This is a genomic window from Blastococcus sp. KM273129 (genome assembly GCF_021698995.1).
Taxonomy (GTDB): domain Bacteria; phylum Actinomycetota; class Actinomycetes; order Mycobacteriales; family Geodermatophilaceae; genus Blastococcus.
The window spans coordinates 1-16176 of record NZ_SSXB01000044.1; the positions used below are offsets into that span (position 1 = coordinate 1).

Consider the following 16176-nt stretch of genomic DNA (forward strand, 5'->3'; position numbering starts at 1 on the left):
CCACCCCGGGACGCACGCCGCCCCCGGCACCCGGACCGCAGCGTCCGGGCACCGGGGGCGGCGTGCGTCCCGGGGTGGCCCGCGCTCGGGGCCGCCGTCCGGCGGAACCGATGAGGTCCGCAATCCCGCAACGAAGTTTTAGCGCTGAGGTACTTTCGCCGACCCTCCCGCCGGTGACAGAGTGACCTCTCGCAGCGAGCACGGAGGTGACCGGAGCCGGTGAAGCCCGCCCCCTTCCGCTACGCCGATCCCAGCACCCTGGGAGAAGCGCTGGCGGTCCTGTCCGACGAGGGCGCCAAGGTGCTCGCAGGCGGCCAGTCGCTGCTGCCCCTGCTGTCCATGCGCCTGGCCGCACCCGCCACGCTGGTCGACATCAACCGCATCCCCGACCTGGACGCCGTCGAGGTGACCGACGACGCCGTGACGGTGGGCGCGCTGGTCCGGCACGACGCGCTGCTCCGGCACGAGGGCGCGGCCGCGGTGCAGCCGCTGCTGGGCCGGGCGACGGCGAACGTCGCCCACCCGGCGATCCGCAACCGCGGCACCACCGTCGGTTCGATCGCGCACGCCGACCCCTCGGGCGAGATGACCTCGGTGCTCGCGCTCACCGACGGATCGGTCACCGTGGCGACGACGGCCGGCAGCGAGGTCGTCGGCTGGCGGGACTTCTTCGTCGGCCCCCTGGAGACGTCGATCCCCGCGGGCGCGGTTGTCACCGCCGCCACGTTCCCGGCCCTGCCGCCGCGGTCGGGCACCGCGTTCGCCGAGGTCGCCCGGCGCAAGGGCGACTACGCGGTCTGCGGCGCCGGCGTCGTCGTCACCCTGTCCGAGGACCGCCGGGTCGAGCGGGTGCTGGCCTCCTACGTCTCGGTGGGGCTGACCCCCGAGGTGCACGACCTGACCGAGGCCGTCGCCGGCTCGCCGGCGGAGAAGGCCGACTGGGCCGCCGCCGGGGCGCTCGCGCGCACCCTGGTCGACCCGGACACCGACATCCACGCCAGCGCCGACTACCGGCGGCTGCTGGTGGGGGTGCTGACCGAGCGGACGCTGGCGGACGCCGCCGCCGAGGCCGGCGCGAGAGCGGCGCGCGAGTGAGCATCGCAGCGAGCTGGGGGCACCTCCCGCCTGCGGGGGACAGCGAGCGAGGAGCGGAGCGAATCCGAGCCGACGACATGGGGAGGGCCGCATGACGAGCATCGACAGCGAGCGCACCATCACGGTCACCGTGAACGGTGTTCCACGTGAAGCCACGGTGCCGGTGCGCCGGCTGCTCTCCGACGCGCTGCGCCACGACCTGGGGCTCACCGGCACCCACGTCGGCTGCGAGCACGGCGTCTGCGGCGCCTGCACGGTGGTCGTGGACGGCGCCCCGGTGCGCTCGTGCCTGATGCTGGCCGTGCAGGTGGATGGCGCCGAGGTGCGCACCGTCGAGGGCCTGGCGCGCGAGGACCACCAGGGCGGGCAGGTGCTGCACCCGGTGCAGGAGGCGTTCCGCGAGTGCCACGCCCTGCAGTGCGGCTTCTGCACGCCGGGCTTCCTCATGACGATCGCGGCCGGGCTCGAGGGCCGCGACAACTCGGCCGAGCTGACCGAGGAGGAGGTCGACGACATGGTCGGCGGCAACCTCTGCCGGTGCACCGGCTACGCCAACATCAAGAAGGCCGTGCACCACGCGGCGGCCGCGATGAAGGACGGCGCCTGATGGGTCCGACGGCGTTTTGTGCACATAACGCCGCGTTCTGCCGCCCGCCGCGCGTCGCGCGAGCGGCGTTATGTGCACAAAACGCACGGGAGGGGGGTCTGCGGTGACGACGAAGCTGTTCGGTGAGCCGGTCCGCCGGCGGGAGGACCAGCGGCTGATCACCGGCCGGGGCCGCTACCTGGACGACATCGGGTCGAAGGCGCTGGCCGCGGCGTTCGTCCGCTCGCCGCACGCCCACGCACGGATCGTCTCGATCGACGTGGACGAGGCGCTCGACGTCGAGGGCCTGGTGGCGATCTACACCTACGAGGACCTCACCGGCCCGATGGCCGAGCCGCTGCCGGTGCTCATCCCGCACCCGCAGCTGCACGCGCCGCGCACCGGGTTCCCGCTGGCCAACGGCGAGGTCAACCACGTCGGCGAGCCGGTGGTCATGGTGGTCGCCACCGACCGGTACGTCGCCGAGGACGCCTGCGACCGCATCGTGGTCACCTACGAGGAGCTCCCCGTCGTCGTCGGCGTGGACGCCGCCCGCGAGGCCGCGCACGCCGTGCACGAGGAGATCCCCGACAACGTCGCGGCCCGGCACCACCAGGAGACCGGCGACGTCGAGCCCGTGCTGGCGAGCTCCCCGCGGACCCTGAGCTTCACCCAGTACATCGAGCGCAGCGCCTGCATGCCGATGGAGGGCAAGGGCGTGCACGCCAAGTGGGACCCCGACGACAGCTCGCTGCGGGTCTACACGAGCACCCAGGCGTCGACGTCGGTGCGCGCGGCGATCGCGGCGAAGCTGGAGCTGAGCCTGGACGCGGTCGAGGTCATCGCGCCGGACGTCGGCGGCGGCTTCGGCGTGAAGATCGTGCACCCGTGGCCCGAGGAGCTGCTGGTGCCGATGGCCGCGATCAACCTCCGGCACGAGGTCAAGTGGACCGAGGACCGGCGCGAGCACTTCATCGGCTCGGCGCACGAGCGCCAGCAGCGGCAGGAGATCACCGTCGGGTACGACGACGACGGCCGGATCACCGCCCTGGACGTGCACATCTGGCACGACAACGGCGCCTACACCCCCTACGGGATCATCGTGCCGATCGTGACGGCGACCCAGCTGGTCGGGCCGTACGCGATCCCGGTGTACCGGGTGGTCGTCGAGTCGGTGTTCACCAACACCGTGATCGTGACGCCGTACCGCGGCGCCGGGCGGCCGCAGGGCTGCTACGCGATGGAGCGGACGATGGACCGCATCGCCGACGAGCTGGGCCTGGACCGCTCCGTGGTCCGCGCGCGGAACCTGATCCAGCCCGACCAGTTCCCCTACGACCACCACCTGACGTTCCAGGACGGCCGGCCGGTCATCTACGACTCGGGGGACTACCCGGGCCTCCTGGACAAGCTCAAGGACCTGGTCGGCTGGTCCGAGGCCGAGCGGCTCCGCGAGGAGGCCGAGGCGCGCGGCAGGCTGCTCGGCGTCGGCATGGCGATGTACGTGGAGGGCACCGGGCCCGGGCCCTACGAGGGCGGGCACGTGCAGGTGCTCGGCAGCGGCAAGGTGCTCGTGTCGACCGGCCTGACCTCGCAGGGGCAGGGCCACGAGACGGCGTTCGCCCAGATCGTCGCCTCGGAGCTCGGGGTGCCGATCGAGGACGTCGAGGTGACCACCGGCGACACCCGCCGCTTCGGCTACGCCGTCGGCACGTTCGCCTCGAGGGCCGCGGTGATGAGCGGCAACGCGATCGCGCTGGCCGCCCGGGGTGTGCGGGAGAAGGCGCTGCGGATCGCCGCGGACGTGCTGGAGGCCTCCCCGGAGGACCTGGAGATCGACGCGGGCCTGGTGCAGGTCAAGGGCGTCCCGGGGACGTCGATCCCGCTGCGCACCGTCGCCGTGCTGTCCAACCCGCTGCGGTACGCGTTCGACGAGGCCGCCAAGCAGGCGACGCAGTTCGCGAAGGCCGGCGACGACGACAAGCCGCCGGTGGCCGAGGGCGACGCCCCCGGGCTCGAGCACCGCGACTACTACTCACCGATCCGCTCGACGTTCGCCTCGGGCGCGCACGCGGCGATCGTGGAGATCGACCCGGCGACGTGGGAGATCGACGTCGTGAAGTACGCGGTGGTGCACGACTGCGGCAACGTCGTGAACCCGATGATCGTCGAGGGCCAGGTGCACGGCGGGGTCGCCCAGGGCGTGGGCGGGGCGCTGTACGAGCGGATGGCCTACGACGCCGACGGGCAGCTGCAGAACGCCTCGTTCATGGACTTCCTGATGCCGTACGCCTCCGAGGTGCCCGACATCGACATCGACCACCAGCAGACGCCCTCGCCGCTGAACCCGCTGGGCATCAAGGGCGCCGGCGAGGCCGGCGTCATCCCGGGGACGGCGGCGCTGGCCTCGGCGATCGAGGACGCGGTGGGGCGGCGGATCGCCGCCATGCCGATCTCGCCCACCGAGCTGTACGACCTGGTGCGTTCCCCTGATTCGGAGATGACCGCGACGGCCGGGCGCCGGGCGGGGACTGGAGTGATGGCGTGAAGCTCGACGGCTCTGCGGTGCTGCACGGCGACCCCGAGAAGGTCTGGGCCGTGATCACCGACCCGGCGGTGCTCGCGCGGACGATCCCCGGCTGCGAGTCGCTGCAGCAGGTCGGCGACGACGAGTACAAGATGAACGTCTCCGTCGGCGTCGGCGCGATCAAGGGGACGTACGCCGGCGAGGTGCGCCTGTCGGACAAGGAGCACCCGAAGTCCTACGTCATGCACGCGTCGGGCGCGGGTGCGCCGGGGAACGCGCGGGCGACGGTGACGATCACCCTGGCGCCGGCCGAGGACGGCGCCACGGACCTCACCTACTCCGCGGACGCCGTGATCGGCGGGCCGGTGGCGGGCGTGGGCCAGCGGATGATCACCGGGGTCGCCAAGCGGATGGCCGGCCAGTTCTTCAAGGCGATCGACGCCGAGCTGACCGGAGCCGCGGTGCCGGTGGCGGTCCCGTCCGCCGCCGCCGTGAGCTCGACGGAGGCGGAGCCGGCCGGCAAGCACGCCGCCCCGGCTGCCGAGGCCGCGCCGCAGGTGTTCGCCGGCCGCGCGGGCGCTCCCGCCGGGCCGTCCGGCGACGTGCAGACGCTCGCGCTGGGCGCTCTGGGCGGGGCCGCGCTGACGCTCATCGGCATCCTGGTCGGCTACCGCCTCGGCCGCCGTCGCTGAGTCCGCGGCCGTCGGTCCCTGCCCCGCGTGGGTGGGCAGGGACCGACTGCTCGTCCAGCCCCGGCCGGCCGACGGAGCACACGGGCAGGGCGGGACGGGCCCAGCACTCCCCGGCCGTTCCCGCGGGAACGCCGGAGAGTGCCCGCGGGACGCATCTCCGCGTGTTTCCGCGCACCGGTTTCGGCACGCCCGCCGTGGAACAGGACGGGGGGACGCACGCTGACGGGCGCGGACGCCCGACGAAGGAGACCCCGCATGGCCAGGACCTGGTTCATCACCGGCGCATCCCGCGGCTTCGGCCGCGAGTGGTCGATCGCCGCCCTCGAGCGCGGTGACCGCGTCGCCGCCACCGCCCGGGACACCGCGAGCCTGGACGACCTGGTGCAGCGGTTCGGCGACCGGGCGCTGCCGATCCGGCTGGACGTGACCGACCGCGCCGCCGTCGTCGCCGCGGTGGACCGGGCCCACGAGCGGTTCGGCGGCCTCGACGTCGTCGTGAACAACGCGGGCTACGGCCAGTTCGGCATGGTCGAGGAGATCAGCGAGGCCGAGGCCCGCGCCCAGTTCGACACCAACGTCCTCGGCGCCCTGTTCGTCACCCAGGCCGCGCTGCCCCACCTGCGCGCCCAGAGCTCCGGCCACATCCTGCAGGTGAGCAGCATCGGCGGGATCAGCGCCTTCCCCAACATCGGCATCTACAACGCCTCCAAGTGGGCCCTGGAGGGGTTCAGCCAGTCGCTGGCCGCGGAGGTCGCCGACTTCGGCATCAAGGTGACCATCATCGAGCCCGGCGCCTACTCCACCGACTGGGGCGGCTCCTCGGCGAGGCACGCCACGGCGAACCCGGCCTACGACGAGTTCCGGCAGAAGGCGGCCGAGCAGCGCAAGGCCCGCGCCGGCAACCCGGGCGACCCGCTGGCCACCCGGGAAGCGGTGCTGCAGCTGGTCGACGCGAAGCACCCGCCGCTCCGCGTCTTCTTCGGCGACGGGCCGCTCGGGATCGCCACCCGCGACTACGAGTCCCGGCTGGCCGAGTGGCGCGCCTGGGAGCCGCTCTCCGTCGCCGCGCACGGCACGAAGCGCTGACGGGACCGGGCGCCCACGAGCCGCGCCGGCACGTCCGCAGGGGACCTCGCCGAGCGCCTGGGAGGCCGGGGCCGCAGGACCGGCTTCGGCGGGGCGAGCGCCGCACGGCCGATCCGGCCGCCCGCCGCTGATCCGGGCAGGATGGCCACCGAATCCCGACCGAGCCGAGAGGGGCACGTGTGCCCGAGCAGCGCCGGCCCCACCGCCTGCGCGAGGTGGCCGCGACCCGGCGCGGCTACGTCCTCGCCTGGTGGGGGTTCACCGCCACCTTCTCGCTGCTACGCCTGCTGACCTGGCTCATCCGCATCGACGTCGACATCGCCGGCCTGGGCGACGTCTCGGCCGGCGGCGTGCACATCCACCACTACGTGTGGGGCATCCTGCTGCTCGCGGTCATCGGTCTCCTGGGCCTGGGTGACCGGAGCCCGCGGGTGCGCACGGCGATGGGCCTGGGCTACGGCATCGGGCTGGCGCTGGTCGTCGACGAGGCGGCGCTGCTCATCCAGCTCGAGGACGTCTACTGGGACACCTTCGGCTGGGTCAGCGTGGGGCTCGCCCTCCTGCTCATCGGCGTCGCCGGCAGCGTGCTCGCCCTCACCCGGGCCCCGCGTGAACCGGAGACCTGAGCCGGGGTCGCGCGCCCGGGGAGGTCAGCCCGCAGCCCGGCCGAGCACGGCGCCGACGGCGTCCCGGAGCCAGCCGGCGGCCTGCCCCGGCGAGGACGGCGCGGAGGCGTGCCGCGCCGCGACGTACGCGTCCGGCCGCAGCAGCAGCACGCCGCCGTCCTCGATCTCCCTGAGTTCGGCCCAGGTCCCGTAGGGGTCCTCGAACGCCAGACCCGGACCGATCGACACCGGCGTGATCGCCAGGCCCCACTCCTCGCCGAGCGACCGCGCCGCGTCCACCCACGCCTCGCCGCCGATGCCGGTGACGACGCTGAACCGCCCGTGCCCGACGAGGTCGAGCGTGGAGACCCGGTGGCCGTCGCGGGTCACCCAGGTGTGCGGGAGCTTCGCGCCCGGCCAGGTCGTGGGCTGCGCGTAGAGCTCGGGGTCCCGGCGGTACTCCGGCATCGGCGTCCCGTCGGGGACGACGGCCGAGGAGGCGTACCGCTGGTTGTGCTCGACGCCGTGCGCGTCGAACTCGTAGGCCTTGTAGGCGATCGCCTCGCGCAGCGCCGTCCGGATCTTCTCCCCCTCCGGCCCGGGCGACTTCCACAGCGCGAGCTGGCGCTCGAGCGCGTCGGCCTCGGTGTGCTCCAGGTCGAGGGCGGTGAGGATCTTCCCGGTGTCCGCGATGCTCTGGTTGGCCCGCTCGACGATCTGCCGGGCGACGGGCGCCCGTTCGGCGTCGTAGCTCGCCAGCAGCGAGGGGTCCGCGGTACCGGCGACGACGTGGGCGAGCTTCCAGGCCAGGTTGTAGGAGTCCTGGATGGAGGTGTTGGAGCCCAGCCCGTTCGTCGGCGGGTGCCGGTGGACGGCGTCGCCGGCGCAGAAGACCCGCCCGCGGGCGAGCGTCGTCGCGAAGTGGTGGTTGACCGTCCACGGCGAACGCGACTTGACCCGCATCTCGAAGTCGTCGGTGCCGACGAGCTTCACCGCCAGCTCCCGGACGACGTCGTCGGTGAGCTCCGGGGGCCCGGCCGCCACCTCGTAGCCCCACATCAGCATCCACTCGTCCCAGGGCTTGATCATGCGGAGCACCCCGAGCCCGACACCCTCCTTCTCCGCGCCGGGCTGCAGCATCCAGTAGAGGACCGACGGGCGGTGGGCGACGAAGCGGGACAGGTCGGCCTCGAAGACGATGCTCAGCGCCCCGGCGACCGCGCCGGGCCCCTCGAAGGGCAGGCCGAGGTCGGCGGCGACCTTGCTGCGCGCGCCGTCTGCCCCGACGAGGTACTTCGACCGGACCGTGAACTCCGCGCCGGTGAGCCGGTCGCGCACGGTCGTGGTGACGCCGTCGGCGTCCTGGACGTGGCCGAGGTACTCCGTGTCGAACCGCACCCGCGCACCGCGCTCCTGGGCGGCCTGCACCAGGATCGGCTCGGTGATCGTCTGCGGCGCGTCCAGCATCGTGCACGGGCTCTGCAGCTCGTAGTCCGCGTGCCGGACGGTGTCGGTGCCCCAGGACGGGATCCGGCCCAGCTCCTCGCCCGCCAGGCTGGTGCAGAAGGTCGTGTTGCCCATGGACGCCCAGGGCGTCGCCTCGCGCACGAGGCGCTCCTCGAGCCTCATGTCGCGCATCGCCTCCATGGTCCGCTGGTTGGTGATGTGCGCCCTGGGGGTGTCCGACAGCCGGCCGTACTTGGTGATCAGCAGGGTCGACGTGCCGTACGAGGCGAGGAACAGCGCGGCCGACGCCCCCGCGGGGCCGGATCCCACGACCAGGACGTCGGTGGTGACGGAGACTCCCGGCTCGGCGGCGTCCGTGGGGAGAGCGGTCATCGGGATCCCTTCGACGGAGCGGCCGAGGCCCTGGCACGGGACCGGCCGAGATAGTGGAATGTTCAACCAGGCTACCCGGACTGTGGTCCACGTCACCAGGGATGGGCGAGGCGGTGCCAGATGCCCGTGCCTGCTCGACAGGTCGGCAAACCCAGGAATGACGGTAATCGTGTAGTACCTTCACAGTCGTGTCCGCCGACGTCGCCGTCTTCGACCGCCTGCTCGAGATCGCGCTGCTCGTCCAGGCCGACATGGTCCGGGAGCTCGAGCCCGCCGGTCTGACCCCGGCCCGCACCCACCTGCTGTGGGAGGTCCACCGGCGCGGCCCGTCCAGCCAGCGCGCGCTCGCCACCGCCCTCGACGTCACCCCGCGGAACGTCACCGGCCTCGTGGACGCCCTGGAGGAGCGCGGCTACGTCCGCCGGGAGCCGCACCCGACCGACCGGCGGATCACCCTCGTCACCCTCACCGACCTCGGCGTCCGGACGACGGCGCAGATGGACGCCGACCACCGCCGGATCGCCGCCCACCTGGTCGACGGCTTCGACCCGGCCCGGCTGGAGCGGTTCCGCGCCGACCTGGACGCCGTCGCCGCCCGCCTGCACGAGCTGATGGACCCGGAGGCCCGACCGTGACCACCCCCGACCCCGGCCGCCGCACCACCGGGCAGCTCGTCCGCCACCTGGCCGCCCGCGCGGTGCAGATGGAGATCGGCATCTGGCAGAGCCTCTACCGGTGGGCCTTCCGCCGCCCCCGGGTCCCGGCCGGCGCAGCGGCGTTCACCTACCACCGGTCGGTGCTGCCGGTGATCATCACCTTCATCGTCGTGTCGGCCATCGAACTGGTCGTCGTCGACGTGCTGGTCCACCGGTGGCCGCTCGTGCGCATCCCGCTGCTCGTCCTCGGCATCTGGGGGCTCACCTGGATGATCGGGTTCCTCGCCGCCCACGTCACGCGGCCGCACGCCGTCGGCCCGGATGGCATCCGCGCCCGGTTCACGGCCGACGTCGACGTCGACCTGCCCTGGGACGCGGTCGACGCCGTCTCCCGCCGGCTGCGCACGCGGGAGGAGAAGGCCCCCAGACTGGACCGGGACGCCGGGTCCCTCGACCTGTGGATGCAGGACCGGACCAACGTGGAGGTCGAGCTGGACCGGCCCGTCGCCGTCCGCCTCCCCGAGGGCGAGGCGACGGTGCGCCGGGTCGGGCTGTTCGCCGACGACCCGGCGGCGTTCCTGGCGGCGGTCCGCCAGTTCACCCAGCCGCCGTCGGCCGACGTGCAGGCGCCCGCCCGCTGAGCACCACCGGTCAGCCGGCGGGGAGCCGCCGGGTCTGCCGGCCGCGGGCGACCAGCGCGCCGTCCTCCGCCCGCAGCTCGACGTCGTCGACGGCGACGTCGTCGTCGCACCAGACGGTCCGCTGGTCGACCCGCACCCACGCTCCCGTCGCCGGCACCGGCCCGGCCAGGTGGGCGGTCAGCTCCACGGTCGGCATCGCGGCCGGGGTGGTGCGGACGGCGAACAGCGACGGCGGCAGCGCGTCCAGCAGCACGCCGAGCTGCACCAGCGGCGGGAGCTGCGCGCCGCGGATGCGGACCCAGGCGTGCAACCGCGGCTCGCTCCCCCCGGCCAGCGGCCGGGATGCCCCCAGCGCCCGGATCTCGGTGTGCTCGGCGACCGGCACGTACTCGCGCGGCAGCTCGAAGGGGACGCCGTCGGCCACCCGCGGCTGCTCGTCCGGCGCCCCGTGCTCCATGCCGGCGGACACCGGGCGGGCCAGCGTGAGCACCTGGGCCACCGCTCGGAGCTCGCCGTCCTGCCGCAGCTCGCTGCGCACGCTGCCGGTGCGGCCGGCCCGGTCCGCCACGGCGGTCACCTCCGCCTCGACACCGGCGGCCACCCCGCCGAGCAGGTGGGCGGTGCCCGCACGCGGGGGCGCACCCGCCAGCGCGGCGGCGGCGTCGAGCAGGTGGCCGACGACCAGCCCACCCTGCGTCGCGGTGAACGAGCGCCAGGTCGGGTCGAAGGCGAGCCGGCGTCCGCTGGTGGTCGTGGTGGTCACGGCACTTCCTCTCGGGTGACGGGGGTGAGCTCGGGGTGCCGGGCGCGGCCGATCGCCAGCGACAGCGCGCTGGCCACGGCGGCGAGGACGACGACGAGCAGCCAGCCCCGGTCGGCGCCGGGCAGCTCCCCGCCGCTGCGGGCGACGGCGGCCAGCAGCAGCGCCACGCCGAGCGTCGCGCCGAGCTGCCGGGACGCCCCGAACGTGGCGGTGCCGGTGGCCAGGGCACCCGGGGGCAGCGCGGAGGAGGCCGCGGCCGACAGGTTGGTGAGGGTGAGCCCCACGCCCAGGCCGGTGAGCAGCTGCCCGGGCAGGAAGGCGGTCAGGTAGCCCGGCTCCGCCCCCACCCGGGTGAGCCACCACAGGGCACCGAGCGCGAACAGCGCCGTCCCGGCCGCGGCCACCGCACCGCACCCCACCCGCGCGCCCAGCCTCCCGGCCGGCACCGCGGCGAGCGCGGCCAGCAGCGGCCCGGGCACGAGGGCGAAGCCGGCCTCGACGGCGGTGTAACCCCAGCCGCCGGTCAGCCACAGCACGTTGCCCAGCAGCATCGCGGCGAAGGCGGCCATGAACGCCGCGATCGACAGGCAGGCCAGCGCGAACGCCCGGGCGCGGAACAGCGGCAGCGGCAGCACGGGCACCGTGCCCCGCGGCGCCCGCGCCGCCCGGGCCACGACCAGCACGCCCGCGACGGCGGCGACGGCGAAGGCCCCGAGGACGACGGCGTCGCCCCAGCCCCGCTCGGGGGCGTCGACCAGCGCGTACGCCAGCGCACCGACGGCCAGCACGAGCAGGGCGGTGCCGACGACGTCGGGGCGGCGGGTCTCGGCCTCGTCCCGCGACTCGGGCAGCACCCGGAGGCCCACCACCAGCGCGGCGACGACGACCGGCAGGTTGACCAGGAACACCCACCGCCACGACGCCTCGACCAGCAGCCCGCCGATCGGCGGCCCCAGCGCGGCGGCGACACCGCCGACGGCCGACCAGACCGCGATCGCCTGCGCCCGCCGGGCCGGGGGGAAGGTGTGCAGCAGCAGCGCCAGCGACGTCGCCGTCACCAGGGCCGCGCCGGTGGACTGGACGACGCGGAAGGCGACCAGGCTGCCCACGTCCCAGGCCAGCGCGCAGCCCAGCGAGCCGGTGCCGAAGGTCGCCAGCCCGGTGAGGAAGACCCGCCGCCGGCCGACGCGGTCGGCGACCCGGCCCGCCGGGGCGAGCAGCGCGGCGAAGCCGATCGTGTAGCCGTTGAGCACCCAGGACAGCGCCGTGGTGGAGGCGTCGAGCGACCGGCTCAGCGCGGGGAACGCCACGTTGACGATGAACAGGTCGAGGGCGGCGAGGAACACCGCCGCCGACACCACGAGCAGCACCAGCCCCGGCCGGGTCGCCTTCGCCGCCTGCCGCTCCGCCGTCGTGCTCATGGGCACCCCTGCGTCGTCGATGGTTCGGTTTCCGAACCGGATGGGCCGCGACGCTACACGACTCGGTTCGACATGCGAACCTGTAGGGGTGACGACGCGACTGGACGAGCTCCCGGGCCGGCGCTGCTCCATCGCGGGCGCGCTCGACGTCGTCGGCGACCGGTGGGCGCTGCTGATCGTCCGCGAGGTGTCGCTGGGGGCCCACCGGTTCAGCGAGATCCTGCGCGGCACCGGCGCCCCCCGGGAACGGCTGGCCGCGCGGCTGGCCGCCCTCGTCGACGCCGGCGTGCTCGAGCGGCGCGAGTACAGCCGCACGCCGCCGCGCGCCGACTACCACCTCACGCGGTCCGGCCGCGACCTGCTGCCGGTGCTGCAGGCGCTCATGCAGTGGGGCGACCGCCACGTCGCGGACACGCCCCCGGTCGAGCTGCACCACCACGGGCACCGGATCAGCGCCTCCTGGGTGTGCGACGTCTGCGGGGAACGGGTCGGGCGGGGCACCGAGCGGCACGTGCCCGACGGCAGCGAACCCGGGCACGGCCCGCTCCCCCGCTGACCCGCACGGTCGGCGTCCCGGACCGGCCCGGGGTGGGCCGACCTACGGGAAACGGGGCCTCACCGGCCTCCCGGGAGCCCGGCTTCCCGCATGTCGTGGCCGAGCGCGCCACTCCGGCGGGCGCCCGGGCAGCAGTCAGGCGGGCGGCACCTCGAGGGGGATGCCGGTCTCCCGCGCCGACACCTCCCACAGGACGTCGATCTGCTCCTGCAGGCCCCACCGGCGCAGCACCGGGCGCCGCACCGCCGCGCCGGTCGAGCCGAACCGGGGCGCGTACAGCTCACCGCCCCGGGCCCGGGGATCGGTCGCCGCCCGCAGCTGCGGCCGGGCGCCCTCGAGCGGGGTCATCCCCGACCGCGCCGTCAGCGCCTCGAAGAACGCGCCCACCCACCCGGCGCCACCCTCCCGCACCGCCCGGGCCTGCAGGTCGGTGCCGGTCAGCCCGGGGTGCGCGAGCAGCGAGGCGGTGGGGACCCCCGCCCGCTCGAACCGCTGCTGGAGCCCCAGCCCGAAGTGGAGATTGGCCATCTTGGCCCGGGCGTAGGAGGCCCAGGCCCCGTAGCCGCTCCGCAGGTGCGGGTCGGCCGGGTCCAGTCGCCGGGCGCGGTGGCGCGCCGTGCTGGTCACCGTCACGACCCGTCCCGACGGCGCCGCCAGCAGGGCCGGCAGCAGGTGCGCGGTGAGCGCCCAGTGCCCGAGGTGGTTCACCCCGAGCTGCAGCTCGAACCCGTCGGCGGTGCTGCGCTGCGGCATCGCCATGATCCCGGCGTTGTTCACGAGCAGGTCGAGGCGCGGGTGGGCCGCGAGCACCTGCCGCGCCGCCGTCGCCACCACGGAGAGGTCTCCCAGGTCCAGCGGCACCACCTCCAGCGACGCCGCCGGGTACCGCTCGGCGATGCGCGCGACCGCGGCGTCGGTCTTCCGCGGGTCCCGCGCGGCGAGGACCACGTGCGCACCGGCGCCGGCCAGTACCAGCGACGTCTGCAGGCCCAGCCCGCCGTTGGCGCCGGTCACCACCGCGGTGCGGCCGGTCAGGTCGGGGATGTCGGCCTCGGTCCACGGCACGGGCCGATCCTCCCCGACCGGCCCGGCCCCCTCTCCGACGGTGTGCGCCGGCGCCGGATGAGCGGCGTCAGGACCCGGTGCCTGCGCACACGCACGAGGATCAGGGCAGGCGGCCGGTGGCCTTGAGCTCGACCGCCGTCAGCACCTCCCAGCGGACCGCCGAGCTGCCCGGCCGGATCAGCCGCCAGTAGCGGTCGAACCGGCGCCGGGTGACCTCGTCGGTCGAGGCCACGCGGGTCTCCGAGCTCAGCTCGGTCCCGGCGCCGCGGCGGGTCAGCCGGAAGTCGATCGCCGCCTTGACCCAGCCGCGCTGGGTGAACCGGCGGAACGCCTGCGCGTCGAGAGCCGGCCCGTCCTCGCCGCCGTCCAGGCGCCAGGCCTGCAGCGGGCCACCGAAGACCACCGCCGACGGGGCCTCGGCGCCCAGCAGCGGCACCGGCAGGGCGTCGAGGAACGGCCGGTCGTGCAGCTGCGCGAGCCCGCGGCCGGAGAGCACCACCGGCAGGAACCGGGCGGCGCCCAGGACCAGCGTCACCGGCAGCTGGGAGAGCCGCACCTCGTGCAGCGCGCCCCAGACGGCGGCCGGCTCCGCCGGGATCCAGCGCGCCTGCCGGGTGACGTGCTCCGGCCGGGGCAGGACGTCGTCGAGGTCCATCAGCCCAGCGCGTCGTACACGGCCCGCACGTAGGCCTCGCTGCGCGGCGAGCCGATCAGCCCGCCGCCCATCTTGTTCATCATGTAGGTGATCGTCAGCCGCCGGTCGAGGTCGACCACCGCCAGCGAGCCGCCCCAGCCGCCCCAGAAGAAGGTCCGGCCCGCAGGCACGTAGGGCACCGTCGGCGAGCCGAGGCAGAAGCCCGTCCCCCACCGGAACGGCGCGCCCAGCACGAGGTCCACGCCGTCGGCCTGCACCTGGAAGACCTCGTCCACGGTCTCCGGTGAGAGCAGCCGCACCCCGCCGGCCTCACCGCCCAGCGCGAGCGTGCGCAGCACCCGCATGACGCCGCGGGCGTTGGAGTGCCCGTTGAGGGCGCCGAGGTCCGCGGCCCGCCACTCGGGGCTGTTGGCGGCCTTGGCCGAGGCCAGCGGGCCGGTGAAGGTCTTCACCGACACCGACTCGGGGTCCAGCGTGCGCGGGTCGACGTCCGGGGGCGGCGGGGGCACCACCGGCGCGATGCGCGACACCTCCGACTCGCGGGCCCCGATCTGGAAGTCCGCGCCCAGCGGGTCGGCGATCCGGTCGGCGACGAACTTCTTGAACGTCGTGCCGGTGATCCGCCTGATCACCTCGCCGACCAGGTGCCCCTGATTGTTCGCGTGGTAGCCCGACGCCGTCCCCGGCTCCCACCAGGGCCGCTGCCGGGCCAGCCGCTCGGTGGCCGACGGCCAGTCGTACATGTCGCGGATGGAGAAGGGCTGCTCCCAGCCCGAGACACCGGAGGTGTGCGAGAGCAGCTGGCGGACCCGGACGTCCTTCTTGCCCTTGGCGCAGAACTCCGGCCAGTAGTCGCCCACCGGCGCGTCGAGGTCCAGCTCGCCGCGGTCGGCCAGCACGAGGGCGGCCAGCGCCAGCACGCACTTCGTCGTCGACCAGACGTTGACGATCGTGTGCTCCGACCACGGCAGGGTGCGCGCCTCGTCGCGGTAGCCGCCCCAGAGGTCGACGACGGTCTCGCCGCCGAGGTCCACGGCGACCGATGCGCCGAGCTCCTCGCCGTCCAGCTGCTGCGCCAGCGCCTCGCGCACCCCCGCGAACCGCTCGTCGCACCTGCCGTGGACCTCCGCCATGGGACCTCCTCGCTCGCCCGCGACCTCGTCGTCGCGCCCTCAACCGATCATGACCACACTCCCCGGCGCGGCCGTGGTGCGCCACCGATGCCCGCCGGTGGCGCGGTGGTGGAATGCTCAACCACCGCAGCGGGTTCCTCCGCGCGACGGCAAGGTCGAGCGGAGGAGACGACATGGCACGGATGGGCGTGTTCGGCGGCACGGGCTACGCGGGCGGCCACCTGGTCGCCGAGGCGGCCCGCCGGGGGCACCAGGTGACGTCCTGGAGCCGGTCGCTCCCCGAGCAGCGGACCGACGGCGTGCGCTACGAGCAGGGCTCCCTGCTCGACCCGGCCACCCGCGCCGCGGCCCTCGAGGCGGCCGACGTCGTGGTGGTCGCCGTGGCGCCGCGCGGCGACATGGCCGGCGAGGTGCGCGGGGGCATCGCCGCGCTGGCCGCCGAGGCCGAGCGGGCCGGCGTCCGGCTGGGCGTGGTCGGGGGCACCGGGTCGCTCCGCGTCAGCGCGGACGGCCCGCTGGTGTACGACACCCCCGACTTCCCGGCCGAGTACCGCCCGGAGAGCGTCGAGATGGCCGGCGCGCTGGCCGAGCTGCGGGGGACGGAGAGCCTCGACTGGTTCTACGTCAGCCCGCCCGCCGGCTTCGGCGCCTACGCCCCCGGCGAGCCCCGGGGCACCTACCGGGTCGGGGGCGAGGTGCTGCTGACCGACGACGAGGGCGGCTCGTACATCAGCGGCGCCGACTTCGCGCGCGCACTGGTCGACGAGATCGAGCAGCCGGCGCACCGGCGGGCCCACTTCACCGTCGCCTACTGATCCCGGGCCCGGGCGGCGGGTTCCACGTGGAACCCGCCGCC

At 74.9% G+C, this 16176-nt stretch carries 16 protein-coding genes; 10 read left to right on the forward strand and 6 right to left on the reverse strand.

Annotation, left to right across the window (positions count from 1 at the left end):
- Positions 1-219 precede the first annotated feature (219 nt).
- The 6 genes from E9565_RS23285 to E9565_RS13290 all read left to right on the forward strand — a co-directional run bounded on the left by E9565_RS23285 (position 220) and on the right by E9565_RS13290 (position 6612).
- Positions 220-1095 carry a xanthine dehydrogenase family protein subunit M gene (locus tag E9565_RS23285; protein WP_236835417.1) on the forward strand — a complete coding sequence of 292 codons (876 nt, stop codon included), beginning with the start codon at positions 220-222 and terminating at the stop codon, positions 1093-1095.
- A gap of 91 nt (positions 1096-1186) precedes the next feature.
- Positions 1187-1702: a (2Fe-2S)-binding protein gene (locus E9565_RS13270; RefSeq protein WP_236835419.1), complete on the forward strand. Its 516-nt coding sequence runs from the start codon at positions 1187-1189 to the stop codon at positions 1700-1702.
- A gap of 103 nt (positions 1703-1805) precedes the next feature.
- Positions 1806-4229 (forward strand): aerobic carbon-monoxide dehydrogenase large subunit, encoded by a 2424-nt coding sequence (cutA, locus tag E9565_RS13275; RefSeq protein WP_236835421.1) that lies wholly within the window; start codon positions 1806-1808, stop codon positions 4227-4229.
- Positions 4226-4900 carry a CoxG family protein gene (locus tag E9565_RS13280; protein WP_236826586.1) on the forward strand — a complete coding sequence of 225 codons (675 nt, stop codon included), beginning with the start codon at positions 4226-4228 and terminating at the stop codon, positions 4898-4900. The genes cutA and E9565_RS13280 overlap by 4 nt, the downstream gene beginning before the upstream one ends.
- Before the next feature lie 255 nt (positions 4901-5155).
- On the forward strand, positions 5156-5986 hold the full coding sequence (locus tag E9565_RS13285; RefSeq protein ID WP_236835423.1) for an SDR family oxidoreductase: 831 nt from the start codon (positions 5156-5158) through the stop codon (positions 5984-5986).
- Positions 5987-6165: 179 nt separating this feature from the next.
- Positions 6166-6612, forward strand: a complete 447-nt coding sequence (locus tag E9565_RS13290) for a hypothetical protein (RefSeq protein WP_236835424.1) — start codon at positions 6166-6168, stop codon at positions 6610-6612.
- 24 nt (positions 6613-6636) lie between these two features.
- Here the strand turns inward: E9565_RS13290 and E9565_RS13295 are convergent, their stop codons facing one another.
- Positions 6637-8430, reverse strand: a complete 1794-nt coding sequence (locus tag E9565_RS13295; protein ID WP_236835426.1) for an FAD-dependent monooxygenase — start codon at positions 8428-8430, stop codon at positions 6637-6639.
- 188 nt (positions 8431-8618) lie between these two features.
- Here E9565_RS13295 and E9565_RS13300 point away from each other — a divergent pair, with 188 nt between their 5' ends.
- Both E9565_RS13300 and E9565_RS13305 read left to right on the forward strand, forming a co-directional pair.
- A complete protein-coding gene (locus tag E9565_RS13300; protein WP_236835428.1) occupies positions 8619-9065 on the forward strand; it encodes a MarR family winged helix-turn-helix transcriptional regulator in 447 nt (148 codons plus the stop codon).
- The gene (locus E9565_RS13305) at positions 9062-9727 is read left to right on the forward strand and encodes a hypothetical protein (protein WP_236826581.1); all 666 of its coding nucleotides are present in this window, start codon (positions 9062-9064) and stop codon (positions 9725-9727) included. The genes E9565_RS13300 and E9565_RS13305 overlap by 4 nt, the downstream gene beginning before the upstream one ends.
- Before the next feature lie 10 nt (positions 9728-9737).
- Here E9565_RS13305 and E9565_RS13310 read toward each other — a convergent pair whose 3' ends face one another.
- Complete coding sequence (locus E9565_RS13310) at positions 9738-10490, reverse strand: thioesterase family protein (protein WP_236826580.1); 753 nt, start codon at positions 10488-10490, stop codon at positions 9738-9740.
- Positions 10487-11911 carry an MFS transporter gene (locus E9565_RS13315; protein WP_236835430.1) on the reverse strand — a complete coding sequence of 475 codons (1425 nt, stop codon included), beginning with the start codon at positions 11909-11911 and terminating at the stop codon, positions 10487-10489. Before E9565_RS13315 ends, E9565_RS13310 begins: the two co-directional genes overlap by 4 nt.
- Positions 11912-11999: 88 nt before the next feature.
- Here E9565_RS13315 and E9565_RS13320 point away from each other — a divergent pair, with 88 nt between their 5' ends.
- Positions 12000-12467 carry a helix-turn-helix domain-containing protein gene (locus E9565_RS13320; protein ID WP_236826578.1) on the forward strand — a complete coding sequence of 156 codons (468 nt, stop codon included), beginning with the start codon at positions 12000-12002 and terminating at the stop codon, positions 12465-12467.
- A 135-nt stretch (positions 12468-12602) separates the two neighbouring features.
- On the opposite strand, the gene E9565_RS13325 is transcribed toward E9565_RS13320, so the two are convergent.
- The 3 genes from E9565_RS13325 to E9565_RS13335 form a co-directional block, all read right to left on the reverse strand.
- Positions 12603-13532, reverse strand: a complete 930-nt coding sequence (locus E9565_RS13325) for an SDR family NAD(P)-dependent oxidoreductase (RefSeq protein ID WP_236835432.1) — start codon at positions 13530-13532, stop codon at positions 12603-12605.
- Positions 13533-13632: 100 nt separating this feature from the next.
- Positions 13633-14187: a hypothetical protein gene (locus tag E9565_RS13330; protein WP_236835434.1), complete on the reverse strand. Its 555-nt coding sequence runs from the start codon at positions 14185-14187 to the stop codon at positions 13633-13635.
- Entirely contained in the window at positions 14187-15320 is a 1134-nt protein-coding gene (locus tag E9565_RS13335; RefSeq protein ID WP_236826575.1) for a serine hydrolase, read from the reverse strand. Before E9565_RS13335 ends, E9565_RS13330 begins: the two co-directional genes overlap by 1 nt.
- 173 nt (positions 15321-15493) lie before the next feature.
- On the opposite strand from E9565_RS13335, the gene E9565_RS13340 reads away from it, so the two are divergent.
- On the forward strand, positions 15494-16135 hold the full coding sequence (locus E9565_RS13340) for an NAD(P)-dependent oxidoreductase (protein ID WP_236835436.1): 642 nt from the start codon (positions 15494-15496) through the stop codon (positions 16133-16135).
- The last annotated feature ends 41 nt before the right edge of the window (positions 16136-16176 follow it).